Origin of the sequence: Actinopolyspora sp. BKK2, from assembly GCF_011291845.1 — a bacterium.
GTDB lineage: Bacteria > Actinomycetota > Actinomycetes > Mycobacteriales > Pseudonocardiaceae > Actinopolyspora > Actinopolyspora saharensis.
The window spans coordinates 367,274-391,535 of the sequence record NZ_JAANTE010000004.1 but is presented as its reverse complement, the minus strand read 5'-3'; the positions used below and the strand labels follow the sequence as shown (position 1 = coordinate 391,535).

General features: G+C 70.1%; 21 protein-coding genes. 6 read left to right on the top strand and 15 right to left on the bottom strand.

Annotation, left to right across the window (positions count from 1 at the left end; genetic code table 11):
• Window positions 1-6 precede the first annotated feature (6 nt).
• Window positions 7-573: a DUF3090 domain-containing protein gene (locus tag G9Q41_RS11370; protein WP_092520596.1), complete on the bottom strand. Its 567-nt coding sequence runs from the start codon at window positions 571-573 to the stop codon at window positions 7-9.
• Between the two features lie 269 nt (window positions 574-842).
• On the opposite strand from G9Q41_RS11370, the gene G9Q41_RS11365 reads away from it, so the two are divergent.
• Together G9Q41_RS11365 and G9Q41_RS11360 are read left to right on the top strand one after the other, a co-directional pair.
• Window positions 843-1,781: an LD-carboxypeptidase gene (locus tag G9Q41_RS11365; protein WP_165632553.1), complete on the top strand. Its 939-nt coding sequence runs from the start codon at window positions 843-845 to the stop codon at window positions 1,779-1,781.
• A 121-nt stretch (window positions 1,782-1,902) separates the two neighbouring features.
• On the top strand, window positions 1,903-2,535 hold the full coding sequence (locus G9Q41_RS11360; protein WP_165632554.1) for a uridine kinase: 633 nt from the start codon (window positions 1,903-1,905) through the stop codon (window positions 2,533-2,535).
• Between the two features lie 334 nt (window positions 2,536-2,869).
• Here G9Q41_RS11360 and G9Q41_RS11355 read toward each other — a convergent pair whose 3' ends face one another.
• The 4 genes from G9Q41_RS11355 to G9Q41_RS11340 are packed head-to-tail and all read right to left on the bottom strand — an operon-like array spanning window position 2,870 to window position 8,290.
• Window positions 2,870-4,504 (bottom strand): ABC transporter ATP-binding protein, encoded by a 1,635-nt coding sequence (locus G9Q41_RS11355; protein ID WP_165632555.1) that lies wholly within the window; start codon window positions 4,502-4,504, stop codon window positions 2,870-2,872.
• Complete coding sequence (locus G9Q41_RS11350; RefSeq protein WP_207630931.1) at window positions 4,501-5,403, bottom strand: ABC transporter permease; 903 nt, start codon at window positions 5,401-5,403, stop codon at window positions 4,501-4,503. Before G9Q41_RS11350 ends, G9Q41_RS11355 begins: the two co-directional genes overlap by 4 nt.
• Complete coding sequence (locus G9Q41_RS11345) at window positions 5,400-6,434, bottom strand: ABC transporter permease (RefSeq protein WP_092520589.1); 1,035 nt, start codon at window positions 6,432-6,434, stop codon at window positions 5,400-5,402. The genes G9Q41_RS11350 and G9Q41_RS11345 overlap by 4 nt, the downstream gene beginning before the upstream one ends.
• Window positions 6,435-6,436: 2 nt before the next feature.
• Entirely contained in the window at window positions 6,437-8,290 is a 1,854-nt protein-coding gene (locus G9Q41_RS11340; RefSeq protein WP_165632556.1) for an ABC transporter substrate-binding protein, read from the bottom strand.
• 164 nt (window positions 8,291-8,454) lie between these two features.
• Between G9Q41_RS11340 and G9Q41_RS11335 the strand changes: the two genes are divergently transcribed.
• Window positions 8,455-9,282: a M55 family metallopeptidase gene (locus tag G9Q41_RS11335; RefSeq protein ID WP_165632557.1), complete on the top strand. Its 828-nt coding sequence runs from the start codon at window positions 8,455-8,457 to the stop codon at window positions 9,280-9,282.
• A 73-nt stretch (window positions 9,283-9,355) separates the two neighbouring features.
• Here G9Q41_RS11335 and G9Q41_RS11330 read toward each other — a convergent pair whose 3' ends face one another.
• Window positions 9,356-10,072, bottom strand: a complete 717-nt coding sequence (locus G9Q41_RS11330; protein WP_092520587.1) for an Imm1 family immunity protein — start codon at window positions 10,070-10,072, stop codon at window positions 9,356-9,358.
• 325 nt (window positions 10,073-10,397) lie between these two features.
• On the opposite strand from G9Q41_RS11330, the gene G9Q41_RS11325 reads away from it, so the two are divergent.
• Window positions 10,398-11,141, top strand: a complete 744-nt coding sequence (locus G9Q41_RS11325; protein WP_092520586.1) for a sugar isomerase domain-containing protein — start codon at window positions 10,398-10,400, stop codon at window positions 11,139-11,141.
• Window positions 11,142-11,213: 72 nt separating this feature from the next.
• Here G9Q41_RS11325 and G9Q41_RS11320 read toward each other — a convergent pair whose 3' ends face one another.
• The 5 genes from G9Q41_RS11320 to dgt all read right to left on the bottom strand — a co-directional run bounded on the left by G9Q41_RS11320 (window position 11,214) and on the right by dgt (window position 17,297).
• Window positions 11,214-12,026 (bottom strand): enoyl-CoA hydratase/isomerase family protein, encoded by an 813-nt coding sequence (locus G9Q41_RS11320; protein ID WP_165632558.1) that lies wholly within the window; start codon window positions 12,024-12,026, stop codon window positions 11,214-11,216.
• Window positions 12,027-12,185: 159 nt separating this feature from the next.
• The gene (locus G9Q41_RS11315; RefSeq protein WP_017975887.1) at window positions 12,186-12,395 is read right to left on the bottom strand and encodes a helix-turn-helix domain-containing protein; all 210 of its coding nucleotides are present in this window, start codon (window positions 12,393-12,395) and stop codon (window positions 12,186-12,188) included.
• Window positions 12,396-13,037: 642 nt separating this feature from the next.
• Window positions 13,038-14,666, bottom strand: a complete 1,629-nt coding sequence (locus G9Q41_RS11310) for an ABC-F family ATP-binding cassette domain-containing protein (protein WP_165632559.1) — start codon at window positions 14,664-14,666, stop codon at window positions 13,038-13,040.
• Between the two features lie 349 nt (window positions 14,667-15,015).
• A complete protein-coding gene (locus G9Q41_RS11305) occupies window positions 15,016-15,693 on the bottom strand; it encodes an acVLRF1 family peptidyl-tRNA hydrolase (RefSeq protein ID WP_092520583.1) in 678 nt (225 codons plus the stop codon).
• Entirely contained in the window at window positions 15,690-17,297 is a 1,608-nt protein-coding gene (dgt, locus tag G9Q41_RS11300) for a dGTP triphosphohydrolase (RefSeq protein WP_165632560.1), read from the bottom strand. Before dgt ends, G9Q41_RS11305 begins: the two co-directional genes overlap by 4 nt.
• A 154-nt stretch (window positions 17,298-17,451) precedes the next feature.
• Between dgt and G9Q41_RS11295 the strand changes: the two genes are divergently transcribed.
• Window positions 17,452-18,687: a lycopene cyclase family protein gene (locus tag G9Q41_RS11295; protein ID WP_165632561.1), complete on the top strand. Its 1,236-nt coding sequence runs from the start codon at window positions 17,452-17,454 to the stop codon at window positions 18,685-18,687.
• Window positions 18,688-19,134: 447 nt separating this feature from the next.
• A complete protein-coding gene (locus G9Q41_RS11290; RefSeq protein WP_242687342.1) occupies window positions 19,135-21,027 on the top strand; it encodes a GGDEF domain-containing protein in 1,893 nt (630 codons plus the stop codon).
• A gap of 136 nt (window positions 21,028-21,163) precedes the next feature.
• On the opposite strand, the gene G9Q41_RS11285 is transcribed toward G9Q41_RS11290, so the two are convergent.
• Genes G9Q41_RS11285 through sufC form a run of 4 tightly spaced genes read right to left on the bottom strand, consistent with a single transcriptional unit; the run spans window position 21,164 to window position 24,177 of the window.
• The gene (locus G9Q41_RS11285) at window positions 21,164-21,598 is read right to left on the bottom strand and encodes a metal-sulfur cluster assembly factor (RefSeq protein ID WP_165632562.1); all 435 of its coding nucleotides are present in this window, start codon (window positions 21,596-21,598) and stop codon (window positions 21,164-21,166) included.
• The gene (gene sufU / locus G9Q41_RS11280; protein ID WP_092520579.1) at window positions 21,595-22,056 is read right to left on the bottom strand and encodes a Fe-S cluster assembly sulfur transfer protein SufU; all 462 of its coding nucleotides are present in this window, start codon (window positions 22,054-22,056) and stop codon (window positions 21,595-21,597) included. Before sufU ends, G9Q41_RS11285 begins: the two co-directional genes overlap by 4 nt.
• Before the next feature lie 10 nt (window positions 22,057-22,066).
• Window positions 22,067-23,407, bottom strand: coding sequence for a cysteine desulfurase (locus G9Q41_RS11275; protein ID WP_092520577.1), 1,341 nt, complete (start codon window positions 23,405-23,407; stop codon window positions 22,067-22,069).
• Entirely contained in the window at window positions 23,404-24,177 is a 774-nt protein-coding gene (gene sufC, locus G9Q41_RS11270) for a Fe-S cluster assembly ATPase SufC (RefSeq protein ID WP_092520576.1), read from the bottom strand. The genes G9Q41_RS11275 and sufC overlap by 4 nt, the downstream gene beginning before the upstream one ends.
• Between the last annotated feature and the right edge of the window lie 85 nt (window positions 24,178-24,262).

Below are 24,262 nucleotides of genomic sequence, written 5' to 3'. Positions count from 1 at the left end.
GGTCGACTACTCCTCCTCGGAACGCCGATACCCGTTCTGCCGCGGGCAGATGTGACCGTTCGGGTCGAGCGGCTCCGAGCACAACGGGCACGGCTTGCGTCCGGCTTCGATAACTCGCTGGGCACGTTCCGCGAAGGCGCGAGCGTACGCGGCGCTGAGGAACACCCGGACCGCGTCGGGCCCCTCCTCGGTGTCGTCGAGCACCACCGACTCGTCCACCTCTTCCTCGGTGACGGCCAGCAGCTCCACCACCACCGCTTCGGTCTCCGCGTCCCAGCCGAGTCCCATGGTGCCGACCCGGAACTCCTCCTCCACGGGGACTTCGAGCGGCCCGGAGTCGACGAGCTCCTCCGGCGGTTCGGTGGGCAGCTCGGTGTCGAACCGGCGCTGCACCTCTTCCAACAGCGCATCGATGCGTTCGGTCAGCACCGAGACCTGCTGCTTTTCCAGCTGAACGCTCACCGTCCGCAAGTCCTCGGTGGCCTGCAGATAGAAAGTGCGCTCGCCGGGCTCTCCAACCGTTCCGACGATGAAACGATCGGGCTGACGGAATACGTGGATGACACGAGCCATGACACCCTCGACACTAAGCCACCCTCGCTCGGAACATGCAGCCCCGCCCCCATGATGTTCGACGAGATCTTGCCTGGTAAGGAGCTTCTCGAACAGGGAAATCCGGCTCCACCTGGGACTTCGAGCCCGCGCGCCGCGTGTTCGCCCCCGGCGAACACCTCTCCCCGCAGGGTATCGGAATCACCGGGGGTGACCAAAATTGACCAAAAGTGTTCAACCAGGCCCCGACGGCCTCCCGTTCCCGTCGCGACGCGGCCACCATGGAGCACATGTCGATCAGCACGTCGGACAGCACCCGCCCCCGCGGACTCCGCCCGGGGGACACGGTCGCCGTGGTGGCCCCAGCAGGCCCCGTACCCGCCGAACAGCTGCGAGCCGGGGTGGCCGAGCTCGAGTCCTGGGGGCTGCGGGTCCTGCTCGGCGAGCACGTCCTGGACCGCCACCCCCGGCTGAACTACCTCGCGGGGCTGGACCGGGATCGGGCCGCCGACCTGATCTGGGCCTGGTGCCATCCGGAGATCTCCGCCGTGCTCTGCGCGCGCGGTGGCTACGGAACGATGCGGATGCTCGACGAGCTCGATCTGGAACCCCTCTCCCGGGCACCGCACAAACTGCTGGTCGGTTCCAGCGACGTGACGGCGCTGCACGAAGCCCTCGCCCGCGAGCTCGACGTGGTCACCCTGTTCGGGCCGATGATCGCCACCTCCGCGTTCACGGAGGACGCCACCGCGCGGGAGCGGCTGCGCAGCATCCTGTTCGAACCGCGGGAGCGGCTCTCCCTGCGCGGCGCAGGGGCGGAACCGCTGCGCAGCGGCCGAGCCACCGGAGTGCTCCACGGGGGCAACCTCAGCGTGCTCGCCGGAACCCTCGGTTCCGCCACGCCTCCCCGCCGGCCGAAGCCGGGGATAGCGCTGCTGGAGGACGTCACCGAGGAGCCCTACCAGCTCGACCGCTACCTCACCCAGCTGCGCCGGGCGGGCTGGTTCGAGCACGTGACCGGGGTGGCGCTCGGCTCCTGGCGCGCGTGCGGCTCACTCGAACGCGTCCGCACGACGATGTCGGACCTCCTCGGCGACCTGGGCGTCCCCGTGGCCTGGGAGCTGGGCTTCGGACACCGGGACGGCCAGCTCAGCGTTCCGCTCGGGGTCACGGCCGAACTGGACGCCGACGCCTGCGAACTCACCCTCACCGGGCCCGCCCTGCGCTGATCCGCTGCGCTGATCCGCTGTCCACCGCAGCGCGCCCGGACGGGAGAACCGCGGTCTGGCAGCGATCCGCCCACCGGGACGTCCTGGCCGAGGGCGTTCGTGAAACGATCCGACACCGAGAATGCGCGTACGTCCGATCACCCACGAAGCGCTGGTCACCGAACTGGCCGATCAGCTGCTGCACGTAGCAGGCCCGCTCGGTTCCCGGATCGCGCTCGACGGCCACCCGCTGACCGGCACGCGTGAGCTCGCGGACTCGCTGGTGGAGGAGCTGCGCACCCGCGGGCGCCGCGCGGTGCGCGTCAGCACCTGGGACTACCTGCGCCCCGCTTCACTGCGCCTGGAAAGAGGACGCACCGACCCCGAGGTCTTCCTGCACGACTGGTTCGACTTCGCAGGGCTGTCCAGGGAGGTGCTCGCCCCGCTGGCGGCCGGGGGCGACGGTTGCGTGCTGCCCGCGCTCTGGGACCCGGACAGCGACCGGTCGCCCCGCGAACCCCGCACCGAGGTGGGCGAGAACGGCGCGGTGCTGGTCGAGGGACCGTTCCTGCTGGGCAAACAGCTCGACTTCGACTTCTCCGTCCACCTGTGGATGTCCGAGAAAGTGCTGCGGCGGAAGGTGCCCACCGAGGACGAGTGGCAACTTCCGGCCTACTCCGAGTACGCGCAGCGAGCCCGCCCCCAGCGGGTGGCCGATCGGCTGGTCCGGGCTGATCGGCCCGAGCGGCCCGCACTGGTTGACTCCCTGGACTGAGTGAACTGTTTCCGGCGATGCCGGTTGCTCGGGTGGTTCCGTAGCGGAACCTCTCGCGGGCTCTCGCTCCGGCGAGGCCCGACATCGGATAGCCACCTACACAACGTCGGGCCTTCCTCGCGAGAGCACCACGAGAGAACCCGCGGTCGGCCGGACTGCGCAGGCTCATAAGCACCTGCGCCGGGGAGACAGACTTCTCACCGATGCCGATTGCCCAGGATCGCAAGCACCCGCGTCGACGGCTCAACTTGCCATGGCGGATCGCTCGGCGAAACCCCGGCCCGCGCCCACAACCAGGTGCCCGACATCGGGTAGCCACCATCGGCCAGCCACCTCAGGTGGCCGTGCGCGTGAGCACGGGAACGGCCGCGAGCAGGGTTTTCGTGTACTCGTGCCCCGGAGCGGTCAGCACCTGTTCCACGGGACCCCGCTCGACCACCTCCCCGGCCCGCATCACGGCCACGCGGTCGGCGATGCTCCAGGCCAACCCCAGATCGTGCGTTATCACCAGCGTGGACAGGCCGCGCTGTCTCCGGAGCCCGAGCAGCAGCTCGAGGATCTCCCCCCGCACGGTGGCGTCCAGCGAGGCCACCGGCTCGTCGGCCACCAGCACGCCGGGGTCGAGCACCAGCGCCCCCGCTATCACCACCCGCTGGCGCTGTCCCCCGGAGAGCTCGTGCGGAAAGCGGCCGAGGAATTCCTCCGCGGGACGCAGCTCGGCCGCTTCGAGGGCTCCCCGAACGCGCTCCCCCTCGTTCACGACGTCCCCGTGCACCCGGAGCCCTTCGGCGACGGCCTCGTAGACGGTGTGGCGCGGGTTGAGCGCACCGGTCGGATCCTGCAGCACCAGCTGAACCCGCCTGCGGAAAGCGCGCAGGCCGGCACCCGTGCGCGCCAGCGGGGCGCCCAGGTAGCTCACCTCGCCCGAATCGGGACGCCGCAGTCCCAGCAGCGCACGGGCCAGCGTGGTCTTTCCCGATCCCGACTGTCCCACCAGGGCGACTATCTCGTCCGCGCACACGTCCAGGTCGACGTCGCTGACCGCCCTCGTGCGGACCCGCGCCCCGTCGGTGAAGCTCACGCTGACCCCACGGGCGCTGAGCAGCGCACCGCCCGGGGCGGCCACCCCACCCGAGGAGTCACCCCCGTCCGAGCTCGCCTCCCCGACACGCCGGGAGGCGACGTCACCGACGGTCGGGAACGCGGTGGCCAACTCGCGGGTGTGCCGGTGCTCGGGGCTGGTGACGATCCGCTCGGCCGGTCCCTGCTCCACGAGCTCCCCCTGGTACATCACGGCCAACCGCCCGCAGGTGTTGGCCAGCACCGACAGATCGTGGCTGATCACCAGCAGGGCGACGTCGCGCCGGGCCACCGAGTTCCGCAGCAGCGCCAGGATCTGGGACTGCACCACCACGTCGAGCGCGGTGGTGGGCTCGTCCGCGATGATCAGGCTCGGCTCGCAGGCCAGCGCCATCGCGATCATCACCCGTTGCCGCTGCCCTCCCGAGAGTTCGTGCGGGTAGGCGGCACGGCGCTCGACGGGGAGCTCCACCTGCTCCAGCAACTCGGCGACCCGCGCGCGCAGCACCGCGGCGGGAACCCGCCCGGTGGAGTGCAGCCGGACGGGCTCTGCGATCTGATCGCCCACGGTGCGCACCGGGTTGAGCGCGTGCATGGCCCCCTGGAACACCACCGAGGCCCCGGACCAGCGCACGGCTCGCAACCCGCCCCAGGTCAGCTTCCCCACGTCCCGCCCACCCAGCAGGATCTCGCCCTCCACGCGCGCCGAGCGCGGCAACAACCGCAGCACCGACAGGGCCAGCGTGGTCTTCCCGCAGCCGGACTCCCCGGCCAGCCCGAGCGTCCGCCCTGCTTCCAGGCTCAGGCTCACGTCCGTGACGGCCCGCCGCGGTTCTCCACCCGTGCGGTAGGAGATCGAGACCTCGCGCATGTCGAGCACCGGAGTCATTCGGTTCCACCACGCAATCTCGGATTCAGCACGGTCTCCAGGGCACGACCGCACAGGGTGAACGCGAGCACGACCACCGCGATACCGATCCCCGGAGGGAGCAGGTACCACCACGCCCCTGCCGTGACCGCCCCGGTGTCCATCGCGGACTTGAGCATCGCTCCCCAGGAGACACGACTCGGATCACCCAAACCGAGGAAGGACAGCGTCGACTCGGCTATGATCGCGCTGGCCACCGTCAACGTGGTCGTGGCGAACACCAGCGGAAGCACCGCGGGCAGCACGTGCTTCACGAGCACGTGCCGGTGCCCGCCGCCGAGCGCCCTGGCACGTTCGACGTAGGGACGTGTCTCCACGGTCAGCGTCTGGGCCCGCACCAACCGGGCGGTCTGCGGCCACGAGGTGACGCCGATGGCCAGCACTATGGTGAACAGCCCCCTGGACAGCACCGTCGACAGCGCTATGGCCAGCACCAGCGCAGGCAGCACCAGGAAGAAGTCGGTCAACCGCAGCAGCGCGGTCTCCACCCAGCCGCCGAAGTGCGCAGCCGTCAGACCGACCAGGGTTCCGATCACCATCGACAGCACGGCTGCCGCGCCCCCGACCAGCAGGGACATGCGCGCCCCCCACCAGGTCAGCAGCAGCACGGAACGCCCCGACTCGTCCGTGCCCAACCAGTGCCGCGGCCCCGGCGGGCTCAGCGCGGAGGCCTCGACCCGGGTGACGTCCAGCTCGGCCGGGTCGGTCAGCACCGGTGCGAGCACGGCCAGCAGCACCGCGCACACCAGAACCGCCAGCCCGAGCAGCCCGCCACGTTCGGCGCGGTAGACGCGCCACGAGTCGGCCAGCGCGGCCAGTCGCCGCGAACGCACGTTTCCGGCAGGGGGACTCGCGGTCATGAGGCACGCACCCGTGGATCGAGAACCCGGTACAGCAGTTCGGCCAGCACGTTCATCACGATCACGCTCCCGGCCAGGACGATGAACGTTCCCTGCAGCAGCGGGAGGTCGGGCACGCGCAGCGCCTCGTAGGTCAGCAGCCCCAGCCCCGGCCAGGAGAAAACCGTCTCCACCGTGATCGCGCCGGACACGACCAGCCCCAGGTGGAGGAATATCAACGTCACCGTGGGCAGCAACGCGTTGGGAATGGCGTGCCTGCGCCGCACCAGGTCCTCCCGCAGCCCCTTAGCACGGGCCGTGGTCAGGTACTCCTCACCCATCTCCTCGAGCAGGGAGCTGCGCATCACCATCATGAACTGGGCGTGGATGACCGCGACCAGCGTCACGCACGGGAGGACGAGGTGGTGGGCCACGTCGAGCACGCGCGGCAGCGCACCGGGGGGAACGTCGGGAGAGGACATCCCCGACACCGGGAACAGGCCGGGCAGCGGTCCCACGCCCACACCGAGGGCCATCAGCAGCAGCAGACCCAGCCAGAAGGTCGGAACGGACCACAGGGTCAACCCCACCGAGGTGAACCACCGGTCGGCGGGGCCGCCGTGCCGCCACGCCGCGCGCGTGCCCATCCACAGCCCGATCAGCACGGCGAGCACCGTCGCGGTCCCCACCAGCAGCACCGTGGGGCCGATCCGCTCGCCGATCAGCTCCGCCACCGGCCGGTTGTAGGTGTAGGAGGTGCCCAGGTCCCCGCGCACCAGGTTCCCGAGGAAGTCGCGGAACTGCACGTACAACGGCTGGTCCAGTCCGAAGCGGTGCCGCAACGCGGCCAGCTGCTCGGCGCTGACCGGTGCCGACCTGGTCATGGTGCGCGCCGGATCACCGGGCAGCACCCGGAAGAGGAAGAACCCGAGCACCACCACCAGCAGCAGGCTCAGGGCCCCGCCGCCCAACTTCAGCGCCACGAACCCGAGGACCCGCGGCGCGCGGGCGGGGGCCTTCCCGAGCTCGTCCCTGTCACGCGTGTCGGTCATGACTATTCCCGGTGTTCCGCGGTACGACGCCGGTGCGCGCTCACGGAGACCACCGCGAGCGCGCCGAGCAGCAGCACCCCCACGATCACGAACGCCGCGGAGCGGTACCCGTCCCCGCCGCCTGCGGTTCGGGCCCGTTCGGTCGGTTCCGCCCGGTAGTAACCCCAGTAGCCCTGCTGCGCCGTGATGACGCCCTGATCGGCGGGTTGCTTCTCGAATCCCGCGAAGCGGTCCGAGCGGTAGGCCTCGAGCGCGTTCGGGTAGAACAGGATCAGGCCGGTCGCCACCTCGTGGAACCGCCGTTGGGCCCGCTTGACCAGGTCGACTCGCGCGTCGCGGTCGAATTCGGCCAGTTGCCGCGCGTACAGCTCGTCGTAGCGCTCGTCGCACAGGAAGCTGTCCGGAAGCCCGCCACCGCCGGGGTCGGGCCTGGCCCCGCAGGTCTGCAGCCGCAGCACGTAGTCCGGATCGGGGTTGACCGACCAGCCGCTGATCACCATGTCGAAGTCGCCCGCCGTCGTTCGCTGGTTGACCTGATTGTCCGACACCGGCTGCAGGCTCACCTCGATCCCGATCTCGGACAACCACTCCTTGACGAACTTGCCCACCAGCGCGTCGGTGGACGAGTCACCGTGCAGCACGAACTCGAAGTTCAGCGGCCGTCCCGAGGGATCGCGGCGGGTCCCGTCAGGTCCGCGGGGATAGCCGGCCTCGTCCAGAGCCCGGTTGGCGGCCTCGAGCGAGAAGGGGCGTCGCTGCCCCGGCGGGGGAGACCAGTGGTACTTCCGGAAGATGGGCGGCAGGTAGCCCGCTCCGACCGTGCCGTGACCGCCGAGAACCCGCTCGACCAGTTCGGACCGGTCGATCGCGCGGTCCAGCGCTCGGCGCACCCGGACGTCGCGCAGCGCGGGATGGCCGGTGCCGATGGGCTCGCCCGCGCTGTTGGCCGCCCCGGGGTTCAGCACGAGCTCGTAGAACCGCCGCCCCTTCCCCTTCACCCGTTCGATGTCCTCGGCCCCCTTCAGGGCGTCGAACTGGGCCGGGGTCAGCTTCCGCGCCACGTCGATCTCGCCCTTGCGCAGCGCCTGCACCGCGGCGTCGCTGTTCTCGAAGTTGACGAAGCGCAGCCGGTCGATCGTGGGCGCCCCGCGCCAGAAGTCCTCATCGGCCTCGAGGGTCAGGTACTGCTGCGGCCGGTATCCGGTCACCTCGAAGGGGCCACTGCCCACGATGGGCATTTCCCGGTTCGCGAAGTCGGCCACGTCGTCCACTCGCGACCAGACGTGCTCGGGAACGATCGGCACGGCGAGGGAGCGCATCGTGGCCTGGGGAGTCTCGGTCCTGATCACCACCCGTCCGTCGTCCGGGGCGGAGACCTCGGCGAAGTTGTCCACGTAGTTCCCGTTGGCCGTCGCCGCGGCCGAGTCGGTCATCATGCGGTTGAACGTGTAGGCGACGTCGTGGGCGGTGACCGGCTCCCCGTCCGACCACTTCACCCCCTCGCGGATGTGGAACGTCCAGGTGAGCTTGTCGCGCGAGGCCTCCCAGTCGGTGGCGAGCTCGGGCACCACCGAGAAGTCCTCGGAGCTGTGGGTGGTCAGGGTCGGGTAGATCAGCCGGAAGACCTCGGTGGCTGCCCGACTGAACCCGAGGAAGGGGTTCAGCGAGTCGAACTCCTGCTGGATCCCGACCCGGAGGGTGACCTCCCCCGCCTGCCCCGATCCGTCCTCGCTCCCGTTCGCGGAAAGGGCTCGAGGAGTCAGGACCGCGGGGAGCAGCAGCCCGGTGATCACTGCCGTGACCGCGACGGCGGCGCGCGGAAAGCGCGCTCGGACACCGGCGGACCGCACACCCATGGTGATCACTCCCTCACGCCACGTGTTAGAAAAGAACCACCGGATCCGTCTTCGAGTCAATGGTTCACCGTTTCGGCGTGGCGAGCACGTCGGACGAACGCCGGACGCGCCCGGGCCCGTTTCGCGGACTGCTCGGAGGGGCCGCGGGATCTAGGGTGGGACCCGTGCGGATCCTGATCTCTGCGGACATGGAAGGCGCCACCGGCGTGACCGGTGTCGACGACGTGATCGCGGGCACCGAGCCCTGGCAGCGCTTCCGGGAGCTGTTCACCGGGGACGTCAACGCCTGCGTGTCCGGGCTGTTCGCGGCCGGGGCGACCGAGGCGCTGGTCAACGAGGCCCACTCGATCCAGCGACACCTGCTGCTCGAACGACTCGACGGGCGCGCTCGGATGCTCACCGGCAGGCACAAACCACTGTCGATGATGGAGGGCATCGACTCGAGAGTGGACGGTGTGGTCTTCCTCGGCTACCACACCGGAGCGGGTGCGGAGGGCGTGCTCTCGCACACCTACATGGAAAGCGGGTTGTCCGGGGTCTGGCTGGACGGGATCCACGCCAGCGAGGGAAGGCTGAACGCCGCGTTGGCCACCGAGCACGGAGTGCCCGTTCTGCTGGTCACCGGTGACGACCTCACCTGCCTGGAAGCCGGTTCCTACGCCCCGGAGTGCCGCACCGTGCCGGTGAAGGAGTGCGTGAGCAGGTACGCGGCCGTCTGCTCCACCCCGGAGCGGACCGGATCCGCGATCAGGACGACGGCCTCCGACGCCATGGGACTCGCCGGGCGCGGCGCGGGCGCGGTCGAGCCGCACCGGATCGAGCTGGAGTTCACCGGAACCCACCTCGCCGCCGCGGCTTCTCTCGTGCCCACGGTGGAACAGTTGTCACCCCGGCGCGTCGGTTTCGACGCGGCGGACATGACGACGGCGATGAAGACCTTCAAGGTGATCACCACCGTGGCCTCCAAGGCGGCCCAGGACACCTACGGGTGATCCCGCCCGCGGGAGCTCGGACCGCGCCGGGAACGCCTCGCGTGCGAGCGCGCCGCCCCGGCAAGTACTCCGTTCACTCGCCCCAGCGAGCCTGCTGCCAGCCCACGCTCTCCGGGCACTCGCCGGTCCGGACGAACTCGTCGAGCGCCGCGCGCAACTCGGTGAAGCCGACGACCGAACTGCGCGGAAAGGTCAACGCGCTGCCCAGGTCGAAACGCAGCACCGGCGCCTCGGCCGACTCCCGCGAACTGCGGGTCTGCCAGGAGTACAGCTGGCCGTCCTCCTGCTCCTCGGTGAAGTTCAGCGCTCCCACCTCGTCGTCGGCGGAGGTCACCACCCGAATCTGCCGATACGGCCCCGGAACCCGGTCGTCCTCGTAGGGCCGGTCCCAGACGTAGAGGTGGCAGGCGCTGCCCTGCCGCGGCGGACGGAGCAACCGCTCGACCAGCGCGTGCTTGCTCTCCGCGTCGTCGGCGTACTCCCGCTCGCCGTCCACCACCCCGGTGGCGACCATGATCCCCAGCTCCGTGTTGCGCGCACCGGTCGCCTCGGCGCGGAACGCGTCGAGCTCCGCGCGGGCCTCCCGGAGCGCGCGCAGGGTGGCTCCCTGGTGGTAGACCAGATCGGCCCAGTACGAGTGCTCCATCACCCTGTTCAGATCGGAGTAGGCGGACTCGGTGGCCTCGATCAGTTTGTCCACTTGGTCCAGCGGAACATCCGTCAGCCGGGCGAACACCTCCGAGAGGTTCTCCGGGGCAGCGGACTCGTCGTGCGACGGCGGATTCGACATGCTTTCCCCGTGTTTCAATCCGTGTACCCGATTCCCTGGTGGCACCGTTCGAACCTCTCCGCCACCGGGCTGTAGTGATCATGTTGCCAGCTCGGCTCGACACGGTGGCGAGGCGGTGACCGAATCGCACCACGACATCCGTGTGGAGACGGTACCGGCCGCTTCGCGCTCCACGCCCCCAGGTGGGGGACTCAGCGCGGTCCGGACGCGGCCCGCGCAACGGAGCGCGCACCCGTTCCGGATCGATCCACCTCCACGACTCCCCGTCAGGGGGTGATCCCTGGGAGTATCGATTCCGCAAGACCACCACGGGCGAGAGGGCGACATGTCGGACGGTTCACACGCACGCAAGCACGCCGAGCGGAGTCTGCACGACCTGGATCGGGTGGCCGAGCACAACGGAGCGGCCCTCGCCGAGGCCGCGAGACTGCTGATCGAATGCGTCGCGGCCGACGGTTTGATCCACACCGCCGGGGCCGGGCACTCGCTCGCCGGCGTCCTGGAGAGCTTCTACCGGGCGGGTGGGCTGGCAGCGGTGCGCCCGCTCTACCACCCCGACCTGCTTCCGCTGCACGGAGCGGCCACCAGTACGGCCACCGAACGCAGGAAAGGGCTCGCCGCGGAAGCACTGCACGAGGCGCGCTTCAACGGCGGCACCGACGTGCTGGTGGTCTTCTCCAACTCCGGGATCAACCCCTACCCGGTCGAACTGGCCGCCACGGCGCGGGAGCGCGGTTCCGCGGTCATCGCGCTCACCTCGAAAGCGGCGGCGCGGGGCGCACCACGCCGCACGGACGCGGGCACCCTGAGCGAGCGGGCCACCCTGGTGCTGGACACGCTGGCACCTCCCGGGGACACCACCCATCCCGAGTCCGGCCCCGTGACCGCGCCCGCGTCCTCGCTCGCCAACGTGTTCCTGTGGAACCTGCTCATGGTCGAGACCCACGAACGCGCCGACGAGGACGGGATCTCGCTGCCCTGGTGGCGCAGTTCGAACGCCCCCGGAGGTGACGAGGCCAACGCGTCCCGGCTGGAGCACTACTCCGGGCGGATCACGCGGCTGCGCTGAACCGGATCCGAACCGGAACGGCGAGCTGTCCCGCCCTGGCCGACTCCACAACGACGCGAAGGCCGCCGAGGGTCACTGCTCCGGGGCAGTGGATCCGCTCAGCTCGCCGAGCCTGCGGAGCTGAGCGGCCCGCTCGGCTGCGAGCTGCTGCTCCGGGTCCTCGGCCTCACCCGCCTGGGAGAGCAGCGCGAGAGTCTCCCTGACGGCTCCGGGAGGCGCCTGCACGACGGCGTCGGCCAGCCGATCGGTGGCCGCCTCCAGCTCGTCCGGTTCGACCACGGAGTTGGCCAGTCCGATGCGCGCGGCCTCCTCCGCCGGAACGTCCCGGCCCGTCAGGCACATCTCGGTGGCCCGGGAGTAGCCCACGGTCTGCACCAGCGGAAGCGTTCCACCGAGGTCCGGCACCAGACCGAGGCTCGTCTCGGCCATGCGGAACGCGGCGTCGGAAGCCAGCACCCGCATGTCGCAGGCCAGGGCCAGCTGGAACCCGGCACCGATGGCATGCCCCTGAACGGCGGCGATGGTCACCCGCTCCGGATCGCGCAGCCAGCTGAACCCCTGCTGAAACGCGGCTATGTCGGCATCGGCCTGCTCCACCGGCCGGGAGGCCAGCGAGATCAGCCCGGGAGAACCGTCCACCTCGGCGGACTCGAACAACCGGCGGTCCAGACCGGCGGAAAACGCCCTGCCCGCCGCTTTGACGTCGACGACGCGCACCTCTTCGGCGAGGTTCTGGCCGATTTCGCGCAACGCCCTCCACGTGTCCGGCGTCTGCGCGTTGAGCTGGTCCGGCCGGTCGAGAACGACCGTGGCCCGGGCTCCGCTGATCGTCAGTCGAACGTGTCCTCGATCGAGCACACCGGGATCAATTACCGATTCCGTCAAACGGTCCTCCGTCGCGATACATCACAGCGGTCGACGATGGCCACCAGCCTAGAGGACCGATCATGTCGTCGCGATCGGAGTCCGTGATCTTCACCGGCTGTTCGGGCACGGCGTGCCCGGCGCCAACAGCGTGCCGGGCACGCCGCACAGCTGCGAATGCTATTTCTTCTTGGATCGGGTCGCTCCTCCGCGCCCGCGCAATTGCACTCCCGACTCGACCAGCACGCGGTGGACGAAGCCGTAGGAACGACCCGTCGCCTCCGCGAGCGAACGAATGCTCGCCCCCTTCTCGTACTTTTTCTTGAGATCACTGGCCAGCTTGTCACGTGCGCTTCCCGTGATTCGCGCACCCTTCTTCAGATCAACCACAGTGTCCCCGCCTTCCCCGTACAGGTAGGGCCGTTTACGACCCCTGTCAAGCCAATGATCGAACAGGAAAGCCGGAAACGCCAGACGACCTCGGCAACAGATCCCCCAGTGAAGCCGAATATATTCCTATTGATCTTGAAAATGCGGTATGGAGGCCCGAAAACCAAGATCAACAATCCGCTTCGGATATGCCCCGGGCCGTTCCGTCAGGGATTGACGAGGGAAAAGGAGCGCTCGGCCGGGTCCGCGGACCGCGCCGCGGGCCTTCGCACCGCCGGTGCGGCCCCGAGCGGGTGCTGTGCGTTCGGGGCGCTCGCCGGAAGGCGGCAGCCGCTTTCACGAGACTCGCCCACCGGCACCGCCACGAGCCCCCCGAAACCCGCGGACAGCAGCTCCCGACCCAGAGCTCCCCGCCAACGCGAGCGCTTACGAGCCTACGCAACCAGCACCGCCGAGAACCCCACCGCTCCAACACAAGCGCTGTGAGCCTACGCAGCCCGACCGACCGCGGGTTCTCAGTCGAGTGCCCGGCGAGGAAGGCCCGACGTGGCGTAGGTGGCTACTCGATGTCGGGCACCCGGAGCCGGGCGCCGACTGAGGTTCCGCCAAGCGACCACCCGAGCAAGCCGAGCCGCGCAACCGCTAAGCCAGTTGGACCAGATCCATGTACTCCTCGGACCAGTGATCCTCGCTACCGTCCGGAAGCAGGATCACCCGCTCCGGTTCCAGCGCCTCGACGGCACCGGGGTCGTGGGTCACGAGCACGACCGCACCCGTGAAGCTGCGCAGCGCGTCCAGCACCTGCTCCCGACTGGCCGGGTCGAGGTTGTTGGTCGGCTCGTCCAGCAACAGCACGTTCGCCGAGCTGGAGACCAGCCCGGCCAGCGCGAGCCGCGTCTTCTCCCCGCCGGAGAGCGTGCCCGCGGGCTGCTGGAGCTGCTCACCGTTGAACAGGAAGGCGCCGAGCAGCGTGCGCAGGTCCTGCTCGGGCGTGTTCGGAGCCACCCTCCTGATGTTCTCCCAAACGGTGGTGTCGGTGTCCAGGGTCTCGTGCTCCTGCGCGTAGTAGCCGATGCGCAGCCCGTACCCGGGCTGGACCTCACCCGCGTCACCGGACTCCACCCCGGCCAGCAGCCGCAGCAGGGTGGTCTTGCCCGCGCCGTTGAACCCGAGCACCACCACCTTCGAACCGCGGTCCACGGCGAGGTCGACCCCGCTGAAGATCTCCAGCGAGCCGTACGACTTGGACAACCCCTGCGCCGTCAGCGGAGTGCTGCCGCAGGGTGCCGGGGAGGGGAAGCGGATCTTGGCCGTTTTCTCCGAGGCCTGCTCCTCGTCGAGGTTGGCCAGCATGTCGTCGGCGCGCCTGGCCATGTTCTTGGCCGCGACGGCCTTGGTCGCCTTGGCCCCCAGCTTGTCCGCCTGAGCCTTGAGGGTGGCAGCCTTCTTCTCCGCGTTGGCCCGTTCCCGGCGCCTCCGCTTCTCGTCGTCGGCGCGGGCTTCCTGGTAGCGCCGCCAGTTCATGTTGTACACATCGGCCTCGCCCCGAACTCCGTCCAGGTACCAGACCTTGTTGACCACGGCGTCGATGAGATCCACGTCGTGGCTGATGACCACGAGCCCACCGTCGTGGGCCTTGAGGAAGTCCCGCAACCAGCTGATCGAGTCGGCGTCCAGGTGGTTGGTGGGCTCGTCGAGCAGCAGGGTGGTGTTGGAGGCGCCCCCGGGGCCCGCCTCCGAAGCCGCGAACAGGATGCGGGCGAGCTCCACGCGCCTGCGCTGACCGCCCGAGAGCGTGCCCAGCGACTGGTTGAGCACCCCGTCCGGCAGCCCGAGGTTGCCGCAGATCCGGCCCGCTTCTCCCTCGGCCGCGTATCCGCCCCGCGCGGCGAACCGCTCCTCCAGCTTGCCGTACTTGCGAATGGCCCGGTCCCGCTCCTTGTCGTCGACGAGCTCGGCCATCTCCGACTGGGCCTTGTCCATGTCCCGCAGAATCCGGTCCAGCCCGCGCGCGGACAGCACCCGGTCCCGCGCCGTCACGGAGAGGTCGCCTTCCCGCGGGTCCTGCGGCAGGTAACCGATCTCGCCCTGCCGGGTGATCTCGCCCCCGTAGGGCTCGCCCTCACCCGCCAACACGCGCAGCGTCGTGGTCTTGCCGGTACCGTTGCGTCCGACCAGCCCGACTCGGTCACCGGGTTGGACGCGCAGTGCCGCGTCCGAGAGCAGTATGCGGGAACCGGCCCTGAGTTCGAGGCCATTCGCAGAGATCAACGAAAAAACTCCGGATCGAGACGTATAGGGCTACAGATTTGCAGACGGCAACAGCCGTGACGAGCACGCGCTCCACCGACACGAAGTCGCGGGCCGCACCGACGGCGACCGGAAGAGGGCCGTACCGAGCTCGCGGGCTCCACGACACGACATCACGAGTCCACGCCGGGAGGAACCGCGGGCCGCGACCGCTCGCGGCAGCGGCCACTCGCGCTCGGCGGCTCCGCGCACGCGGAGAGACGCGAGCACGGAGGAAACGGCCGGTCACGAACCGACACGAGTATACCGGTCACACCCGCGGAACCGACAGGTATCGTTCACCCCGAACCGGCTCTCCGCCGTGCGAGCGTCACTCCTGCGGCTCCCGCACCTCCACCTCCACCGCGTTGGCCCGGCGCGCGGCCTCCTTGAGCACGGTGAGCCTCGGTTCGGCCACGTCGAGCACCCGTGGCTCAGCCAGGGACAGCAGTCGCGACAACCGGCTGTCCTCCTCCAGCTCGGAAAGTGCCCGCCGGTCGCCCCCGAGCACCACGCCGTCCAGGGAATCGAGTTCCGGAAGCAGCACCTCGGCCACGGCCTCGGCCGCCGAGTTCACGGCCTTGCGGGCCTGACCGGCACGCCTGCGCGCATAGCGCTTCTGCGACCAACCCCCCGCCTTGTTCCTGCCCTGCACGTAGTGGCGGTCGGTCGAGGAGGACACGATCCGCTCCCCCTCGGCGAGGCCGACGCTGTGCGCGCCGTGCCGGACCAGCACCAGCCCCGTCCTCCTCCGGCGGGAGACGTGCCCGACCAGCCCGTCGACGTCCAGCCCGGACGACTCACCGTGCGGAGGGGCGAGCTCCTCGAAGGGGACCCGCACCCGGGCGGTGGCACCGTCCTCGGCCACCACCCGGACCTCGCGGGGGCCCACCGAGGTCGACGCGGCACCCCCGTGGTTGCCCGCGAACCGCTCGAACCAGCCCGGGAGCCGCGCGGGCTCCACCTCCACCGCTCTGCCGCCACCCGGCAGCTGTCTCACCTTGCTCACAGGACGAAGGTGTCAGACCACAGCTGGGTGGTTCGACCCGACAGGGACTCCAGCAGCGCGGCCGCCTGCTCGTCGGTCAGCGAGGCGACGAAGTCGATGACGGCCCGCCCCCTGGCCATCCGCTCCAGCCTCTCCCCCTCGGGGACCTCGTCCGCGGGACCGCTGCTCCGCGACCGGCCGAGCAGCTCCGGGTCCCTCCCGTGCACGGCCTCGAGCTCGGCCGCGGCGTGCTCGAACAGGTCACGCAGCCGGTGCGGCAGCCGGGCGGACTCGCTGCGGTCGATCAACCACTCGTCCAGCGCCTGGACCAGCTTGCTCAACAGCCTGTCCTGGCCGCGCTGGTGCAGCGCGAGGTCCGGACGCTGCAGCACGAAGCGCCGGTGCACGAACTTCAGTATCTGCACCTCGTGCCACTGCTCCGTGTCCAGGGTCACGTGCCCGGAGCGGGTGGTGGGATCGGCGTCCACCCGCACCCCGTCCACCAGGCGCCGGGTCCAGTTCCCGGAGAACGCCGCGACCGCCTGCTCGGCCTGCTTGGACCGGTCGAACGGCTGCTCCAGCAGCTTGGTGACGAGGTCGGCCTGAACCTTCTTGACCGCGTTGACGAACGCCTCGTCGTCGGCGATCCAGGAGTCCTTGGAGCGCAACCTCCTGCGCAGGCTCTCCAGCGAGTACCCCGGGGCCTCGATGCCTCGCTGCAGCCCGTGCTCGTCCAGGTGGGCCAGCTCGGCGCAGCGACCGAGCCATTCGGTCAGCTCCGTGGAAACGGTGGCGTGCTGCAGGATGCCCACGCGGTGGAAGTCCTCCAGGTCGTGGATCGCGTAGGCGATGTCGTCGGCCGTGTCCATGACCGAGGCCTCCACGCTCTGCTGCCAGCTCTCCAGCCGTCCGGAGAACACGGAGCGGCAGTCGAGCATGTCGTCGAGCTCGGTGCTGTAGCACGAGAACTTCGCCGCCCCCGTCTCCGGTGCGTCCTCCGGGGCGGAGGCCCCGCGCGGCGGCACCGGGAACGAACTCGGGTGCGGATCGGGGCGGGAGAACCGCGTCCACGGGTACTTCAGCAGGGCGGCCCGCAGCGCGGCGGTCAGGTCCAGGCCGTCCCCTCCTCCTCCGCGAACGTCGATGCTGCTGACGATGCGGAACGTCTGGGCGTTGCCCTCGAAGCCGTCCGCGAGCCCGAAGCGCTGGCGCGCGATGCGGTCGAGAACCCGCTCCCCGAGGTGCCCGAACGGAGGATGGCCCAGGTCGTGGGCGAGCCCTGCTCCCTCCACCACGTCGAGGTCGCAGCCGCCGAGCCGGTTCATCGTGTCCCGGCCCGCCGCGTCACCGAGCAGGCTCTCCGCCAGCGCCCGCGCCACCTGGGCGACCTTGAGACTGTGGGTCAGCCTGTTGTGCAGCAACAGGCCGGACCCGCTGGGGCTGACGACCTGGGTGACCCCGCCGAGGCGCGCGAAGAAGGCGGAACCGGAGACCCGGTCCCGGTCCGCCCGGAACGGGCTGGCGGCCAGGTCCGAGGAGCGGTTCGGCCACCCGTGCTCCGCGTTCCCGTCCGTTCCGGTGCGGCTGCGCCGTGCGGTTCGCCCGGTTGGCGGATCCGTTTCCATGACGTCACGCTATCGCCCGGCGGGCCACGACGAGCGTCGTTCGTCGTCCGTGTCGGACCGGCCCGCGGCCGCTCCCGGCGGGTGGAAGAGCTCCCGCGTCCCATCGGCACCGACCTGAGCGGCGAGAACTCCGCCCGCAGGGGACCATGCCCACATGACGGATGTGCTGGTCTGCGGAGCGGGCCCTGCGGGCAGAGCGCTGTCCGCCGCCTGCGCCGACCTCGGGTTGAGCGTGACCCTGGTGGATCCCGCCCCGGAGGAGTGCTGGCCCCACACCTACGCGCTCTGGCGCGCGGAGCTGCCCGCTTCCCTCGGCGAGGAGGTCGTGGCCACCGCGGCCGGGGGGATGACTGCCTTCGGAACCCGCGCCCACTCCCTGGTGGGCGAGTACTGCGTGCTGGACAACGCCGAGCTGCACCGCAGGTTGCGCAGAACCGCGGTCCGCGAGGTGACCGGAACCGTCCGGGCGCTGGAGCACGCGGGGAACCGCCGAACGGTGCGCCTGCGGGACGGGCGTTCGCTCCGGGCCGCGGTGGTGGTCGACGCGACGGGCGGCAACCGGGTCCTCTGCGGGGGGCGGCCCGCCCGCACGGCCAGCGAGCAGACCGCCGTCGGCGCGGTGGTGGACGAGCGGCGGGCCCGCCCGCTGGCCACCCCGGAGCGGGGGATCTTCATGGACTGGAGCGGGGCTCCCGGCAGCGACGGCTCGTGGCCGAGCTTCCTCTACGCGGTCCCCTGGCCGGGCGGCCGGATGCTGCTGGAGGAGACGGCGCTGGCTCGCCGCCCCGGCCTGCCGCTGAGCACGCTGCGCGGCAGGCTGCGCAACAGGCTGCGGGCGGCCGGCGTCCCCCTCGAGGAGGGCACGCACGAGGAGCGGGTCCGCTTCGCGCTGGACGATCCCGTGCCCGAGTCCCGCCGGACGGTTCCGTTCGGGCTGGTCCCCTTCGGAGCCTCCGCCGGGCTGATCCACCCCGCCACGGGGTTCAGCGTGGCCACCGTCCTCCGGCTGGCCCCGCTCGTCGCGGGGGCCCTGTCCGACGGGCTGGAGCACGGGCCGGTGAGCGCGGCCCGCGCCGCCCGCTCGGTGCTCTGGCCCGGAGCGGCCCGGCTGAACCGGGCCTTGCAGCTGTGCGCCGCCGAAGGACTGCTCGCGATGCCGCCCGAGGTGGTCCCCCGCTTCTTCGACGTGTTCTTCACGATCTCCGCCGAACGGCGTCACTCGTTTCTCACCTCGACCAGTGATCCCGCCGGCAGCCGCGGGGCGATGGTGGAACTGTTCCGCCGCTCGCCCTGGTGGCTGCGTCACCGACTGGTCCGCGGAGGCCTGCTCGGGCGCGGAGTGCGCGCAAGCGACCGCAGCGGCGGGACGCGCGCGGAGGCACGCCCGTGAGCCCGCTCCCCGCACTGGCCGCTCCCCGCGCGGGCCGCAGCGTCCGCTTCCCTCCGAGCGGCGGCACAGTGTGGCCCCCCGTGATCGGTCCGTTGTGTGGATCGCCACATCGCAGCCCCTTGATTGCTGTCACGGAGGGAGTGGACGCGCTATGTTGGCTCGGGGACGACCAGTGGGACTTCGTTGACTCGATTGCCGTGGTTGGTCGCCGAACGAGCCCTCGCCCGCACGGGAGCAAGCGCTCGACGTCGAGTGGCGATCTACCCGCTCGTCGAGAGCGTTCTCGCTGGAGCACGACGCGGAGGACCCCGCGGTGATGCCTGCGAGCAGGGGGTGTGCCGGTGCTTTCCGCACCGGAGTACGAGCTCGACAACTCCGAACGAGCGCTGTCAGGCAGGAGCGTTGATATGTCAGTGAACAGCTGGTGAACGGGCTCGCTGAGAAGGCATGAATCCGGGCAGTATCGACCACGTGCTTGGGCCCGCCAACGACGTGCGATTCGCGTTCCAGCCACTGATCAACATTCGTACCGGCGCGGTGGTGTCCATGGAAGCGCTCGCCCGTCCCGCGGAGGGGCACGTCACCGACCTGTTCCGCGAAGCCGCCCGCGACCGGCGCGTGGGCGAGCTGGACGTCGAACTGGCCGTTTCAGCCGTGGACCGGGTCACCGAGCAGCAGTCCCTGCTTCCGCTGCACCTCAACGTGTTCGGTGGGACGGTCGCCTACGAACCTGAGCGGATGCGCGCGCTGCACGACAAGCTCGCCGAGGTCGGACGGCGCGCCCCCGAGATCACCCTCGAGCTGAGCCCCCCGTTCGCCAGGCTGGAGCCCACCAAGCTCCGCACCGAGGTCCACCGGCTGCGCTCCCACGGGTACCGGATAGCGGTCGACGGGATCGGTGAAGGCGACGTCCCGCTCAAGCTGATCACCGACCTGCGGCCGGACGCCGCGAAGCTCGACCCCGGGGTGGTGCGGGGACTGCCCGACGATCCGGGAAGCACCGCACTGCTGGAATCGCTGCGCGGCCTGTGCGAGTCGATCGGAGCGGTGCTCATCGCGGAAGGCGTGGAGAGCGAGGAGCAGCTGGAAGCGCTCCGGCAGTCGGGCGTGCGCACGGTCCAGGGCAACCTGTTGGCCCCGGCCGCGCGGCGACCGCCCACCTCCCTGCAGATCACGGCACCGGCGGCCGAGATCACCGACGCGCCCGCCAACTCCGTTCCGACCCCCGCGGGCCCCAGGGTGACCGACTTCCTGTCCCCGGCGACCATGCTGCCCTCGGACGCCACGGCCGACTCGGTGCGCGGGGTGCTGTCCGACCACCCCGAGGTCAGCGGTGTGGTGCTCGTTGACGAGCACAACAGGCCGGAGTACTCCATCGACCGCAACCGCTTCCTGCTCGCCGTCACCGGTCCCTACGGGCACGCGCTGCACGCGCAGCGCCCCGCCGCCCGGCTGGCCGACGAACCGCGGGTGGTCAACACCGCGACCACGGCCATGGAGGCTCTGAACCTGGTCAGCGGTTCCGACCAGACGAGGGTGCACGACGACGCCGTGGTCGTGGACGAGCAGGGCAGGTGCCTGGGGGTGGTCCGCGCGGTCCACCTGATCCGCGGCATGGCGGAGTTCCGGGCGGAGCAGGCCGCCGCGCTCAACCCGCTCACCAGACTTCCCGGCAGCGACGCGATCCAGCGCGATGTGGACTCGCGGATCACGAGCGGGGAGGTCTTCGCGCTGAGCTGGCTGGACATCGACGGTTTCAAGAGCGTCAACGACAAAGCCGGTTTCTCCGCCGGGGACGAGCTGATCCGCTCGGTCGGCAGAAGTCTCACCGACGCGGCCACCTCGCTGAGCTCGGTGCGGGTCGGGCACGTCGGCGGGGACGACTTCCTGCTAGTGGCGAACCTGGACGACCTGGTCACCCTCGCCGAGATGGTGCTCGACCCGCCCCGGGAATCCGGGGGGATCCGGGTGGGTCTCTCCCTGTCCACGCTCGTGTGCACCCAGAGCGGAACCGCCTCGTACCAGGAGGCCTCCCAACTGCTGGTTCCGCTGAAGCAGCAGGCCAAATCGCTCGTCGGGTCCAGCTGGGTGATGTCGCGGATCGGATCGGACCGGGTCGACGTGCTGCGCGGCAGCGAGGGCACGCTGGAACGGACCGAACCGGCGTTCCCGGACCGCGATCCGGACCCACCCCTCGGCGGGCCGGCCGGCCCCAACGGGCCGGTCCACCCCGGCGGGCCCCCCGCCCCGAACGGGCCGGTTCCCCCTCCCCCCGGCGGAGCCGGCGGGCCCAGCGGACCGGCCGAGCCGTACAACGGGCCCCGCGGGGGCAACCTCTGACGCCTCGGGCCGGCTCGAAGACCGTTCCGGGGACAGCACCGCCACGACGAGAAGCGGGCCCCGGGAAACAGCTTCCCGGGGCCCGCACGGAGCTCGCCTCAGCTCGCGGAAGTGCCGCCTTCCACGGCCACTCGGCTCACAGCGTGAAGCCGAGGGCCCTGAGCTGCTCCCGTCCCTCTTCGGTGATCTTCTCCGGCCCCCACGGCGGGATCCACACCCAGCTGATCTGGAAGTCCTTGACCAGACCGCCACCGGGTCCTCCGGTCAGCGCGGAGCGCGCCTGCTCCTCGATGACGTCGGTGAGCGGGCAGGCCGGGGACGTCAGCGTCATCTCGATGGTCGCCGAGTTGTCCTGCTCGACCTGCACCCCGTACACCAGGCCGAGGTCGACCACGTTGATTCCCAGCTCGGGGTCGACCACGTCGCGCATGGCCTCCTCGACGTCCTCCTTCGCGGCCAGCTCGGCCGTCGTCGAGGTCTCGGGCATGCCCTCGGCCCCGCGAACCACCTCGTCGGTGCCTTCTCCCGTGGCGACCCCGCCGGTGCGGGTTTCGTTCTCAGTACTGGTCATGACGCTCCTACCTCATCGACAACGCGCGATACGGCGTCCCGGAACGCCATCCACCCCAGCAGAGCGCACTTGACCCGCATGGGGTACTTGGCGACTCCTGCGAAGGCGACACCGTCCTCCAGGACGTCCTCGTCGGGTTCGACTTGGCCGCGCCCCTCCATAAGTTCGGTGAAGGCGGCCTGCTTGTCCAACGCCTCCTGCAACGGACGTCCGACCACCAGGTCCGTCAACACCGAGGTCGCGGCCTGACTGATAGAACAGCCCTGTCCGGAATAGGAGACGTCCTCGACCGTGGCTTCCTTTCCGGTGCCGGTCAAGTGAACGCGTAACGTTACCTCGTCACCACAGGTCGGGTTGACCTGAAAGGACTCGGCGTCGAACGGTTCCCGCAGACCGTGCCGATGCGGATTGCGGTAGTGGTCCAGGATGATCTCCTGGTACATCTGTTCGAGCTGCATCACCACATCCTCAGCCTGCCGTCGGTGTCACCGCGAAGAAGCGCTGCGCCTCCCGAACAGCATCCGCCAACGCCGTGACCTCGTCGAGCTCGTTGTACAGGTAGAAGCTCGCCCTGATCGTGGCCGGAACTCCCATCCTGCGGTGCAACGGCCATGCGCAGTGATGTCCGACCCGCACTTCGACGCCCCGGTCGTCCATCACCTGGCTCGCGTCGTGCGGATGTATCCCGTCGATCACGAAGGAGACCGCTCCACCGCGCTTCTCGGTGTCCGTGGGACCGATGATGCGGACTCCGTCGATGGCCGACAACTCGCGCAACGCGCGCTCGACCAGCTGGTGCTCGTGCTTGGCGATCCGTTCCATCCCCACGACCGACAGGTAGTCCACCGCAGCGCCGAGCCCGACCACCTGGGAAGTCATCGGGACCCCGGCCTCGAACCGCTGCGGCGGCTCGGCGAAGGTCGAACGGTCGATGTGGACCAGCTCGATCATGGATCCACCGGTCAGGAACGGCGGCATCGCCCTGAGCAACTCGTGCCTGCCGTAGAGCACCCCGATACCGGAGGGACCGAGCATCTTGTGCCCGGAGAACACGGCGAAGTCGACCCCGAGGGCCCCGAAGTCCACGGGACCGTGCGGAACCGACTGGCACGCGTCGAGCACGACCAGCGCGCCCACCTCGTGGGCACGCCGCACGATCTCCTCGAGCGGGTTGACGGTACCGAGCACGTTCGACTGCTGGGTGACCGCGACCACCTTGGTCCGCTCGTGCACCAGGGTGTCCAGCTCCGAGAGATCGAGCCGTCCCTCGTCGGTCACCCCGAACCAGCGCAACGTGGCACCGGTCCGCTCGCACAACTGCTGCCACGGGACGAGGTTGGCGTGGTGCTCCATCTCGCTGACCACGATCTCGTCCCCCGGGGCGAGGCGGAAGCGCTCCGCCTCGGGCCCGGAGGTGGCCGCGTTGCTCATGGCGTAAGCGACGAGGTTGACCCCCTCGGTCGCGTTCTTGGTGAACACGATCTCGTTCGTGTTCACCCCGACGAACCGGGCGATCTTGGCACGCGCGCCCTCGTAGGCATCCGTGGCCTCCTCCGCGAGCTGGTGCGCACCACGGTGCACCGCCGCGTTGGAGTTCTCCAGGAAAGAGCGCTCCGCGTCGAGCACCTGACGGGGCCGCTGGGAGGTCGCCCCGGAGTCCAGATAAACCAGATCGCGCCCGTCCCGGACCGTCCGCTGGAGAATGGGGAAGTCGGCACGGATCGCGGCGACGTCCAACGGCGCCGACGTGGTGCTCACACCTGTCTGCTCGGTGTCCTGCCCCCGGACACCGGGAGGCTCAACGGTCATGACTGGACGGTTGCCTCCTTCTTGTTCGCGAAACGGACGTAGCCCGATTCCTCCAGCTCGTCGGCCAGCTCCGGACCGCCGGACTCGACGACCTGGCCGCCGACGAAGACGTGCACGTAGTCGGGCTTGATGTGCTTGAGGATGCGGGTGTAGTGGGTGATCAGCAGCACACCCTTGTCCCCGCTCTCCCGGTAGCGGTTGATCCCGTCGGAGACCACGCGCAGCGCGTCGACGTCCAGACCGGAGTCGGTCTCGTCCAGGATCGCGAACTTCGGGTCGAGCAGGTCGAGCTGCAGGATCTCGTGGCGCTTCTTCTCACCACCGGAGAAGCCCTCGTTGACGCTGCGCTCGGAGAACGACTCGTCGATCTCCAGGTTGCCCATCGCCTGCTTGACTTCCTTGACCCAGTGACGGATCTGCGGCGCCTCGCCCCGCGTGGCCGTGGCGGCGCTGCGCAGGAAGTTCGACATGGACACGCCCGGAACTTCGACCGGGTACTGCATGGCGAGGAACAGGCCGGCACGAGCGCGCTCGTCCACGCTCATCTCCAGCACCTCCTCACCGTCGAGCAGCACCGAGCCCGAGGTGACGTTGTACTTGGGGTGACCGGCGATCGCGTAGGCCAGCGTCGACTTGCCGGAGCCGTTGGGGCCCATGAACGCGTGGGTCTCGCCGGAGCTGACGGTGAGGTTCACACCGGTCAGGATCTCCTTGGATCCCTCCTCGGTCTCGACCTCGGCGTGCAGGTCCTTGATTTCCAGGGTGGCCATCGTGTTCGTTCTTCTCCCGGTGTTGGCGCGAAAAGCTGTTGTCTGGCGCCGCGGCAGCGGCGGTGGGGCGGGGCCGAAACGCCGG

Excerpts from the sequence above, each read along its gene's own strand:
- G9Q41_RS11370 (WP_092520596.1), bottom strand. The coding sequence starts at position 573 with ATGGCTCGTGTCATCCACGTATTCCGTCAGCCCGATCGTTTCATCGTC.
- G9Q41_RS11365 (WP_165632553.1), top strand. The coding sequence starts at position 843 with ATGTCGATCAGCACGTCGGACAGCACCCGCCCCCGCGGACTCCGCCCG.
- G9Q41_RS11360 (WP_165632554.1), top strand. The coding sequence starts at position 1,903 with ATGCGCGTACGTCCGATCACCCACGAAGCGCTGGTCACCGAACTGGCC.
- G9Q41_RS11355 (WP_165632555.1), bottom strand. The coding sequence starts at position 4,504 with ATGACTCCGGTGCTCGACATGCGCGAGGTCTCGATCTCCTACCGCACG.
- G9Q41_RS11350 (WP_207630931.1), bottom strand. The coding sequence starts at position 5,403 with ATGACCGCGAGTCCCCCTGCCGGAAACGTGCGTTCGCGGCGACTGGCC.
- G9Q41_RS11345 (WP_092520589.1), bottom strand. The coding sequence starts at position 6,434 with ATGACCGACACGCGTGACAGGGACGAGCTCGGGAAGGCCCCCGCCCGC.
- G9Q41_RS11340 (WP_165632556.1), bottom strand. The coding sequence starts at position 8,290 with ATGGGTGTGCGGTCCGCCGGTGTCCGAGCGCGCTTTCCGCGCGCCGCC.
- G9Q41_RS11330 (WP_092520587.1), bottom strand. The coding sequence starts at position 10,072 with ATGTCGAATCCGCCGTCGCACGACGAGTCCGCTGCCCCGGAGAACCTC.
- G9Q41_RS11325 (WP_092520586.1), top strand. The coding sequence starts at position 10,398 with ATGTCGGACGGTTCACACGCACGCAAGCACGCCGAGCGGAGTCTGCAC.
- dgt (WP_165632560.1), bottom strand. The coding sequence starts at position 17,297 with ATGGAAACGGATCCGCCAACCGGGCGAACCGCACGGCGCAGCCGCACC.
- G9Q41_RS11295 (WP_165632561.1), top strand. The coding sequence starts at position 17,452 with ATGACGGATGTGCTGGTCTGCGGAGCGGGCCCTGCGGGCAGAGCGCTG.
- G9Q41_RS11290 (WP_242687342.1), top strand. The coding sequence starts at position 19,135 with ATGAATCCGGGCAGTATCGACCACGTGCTTGGGCCCGCCAACGACGTG.
- G9Q41_RS11285 (WP_165632562.1), bottom strand. The coding sequence starts at position 21,598 with ATGACCAGTACTGAGAACGAAACCCGCACCGGCGGGGTCGCCACGGGA.
- sufU (WP_092520579.1), bottom strand. The coding sequence starts at position 22,056 with ATGCAGCTCGAACAGATGTACCAGGAGATCATCCTGGACCACTACCGC.
- G9Q41_RS11275 (WP_092520577.1), bottom strand. The coding sequence starts at position 23,407 with ATGACCGTTGAGCCTCCCGGTGTCCGGGGGCAGGACACCGAGCAGACA.
- sufC (WP_092520576.1), bottom strand. The coding sequence starts at position 24,177 with ATGGCCACCCTGGAAATCAAGGACCTGCACGCCGAGGTCGAGACCGAG.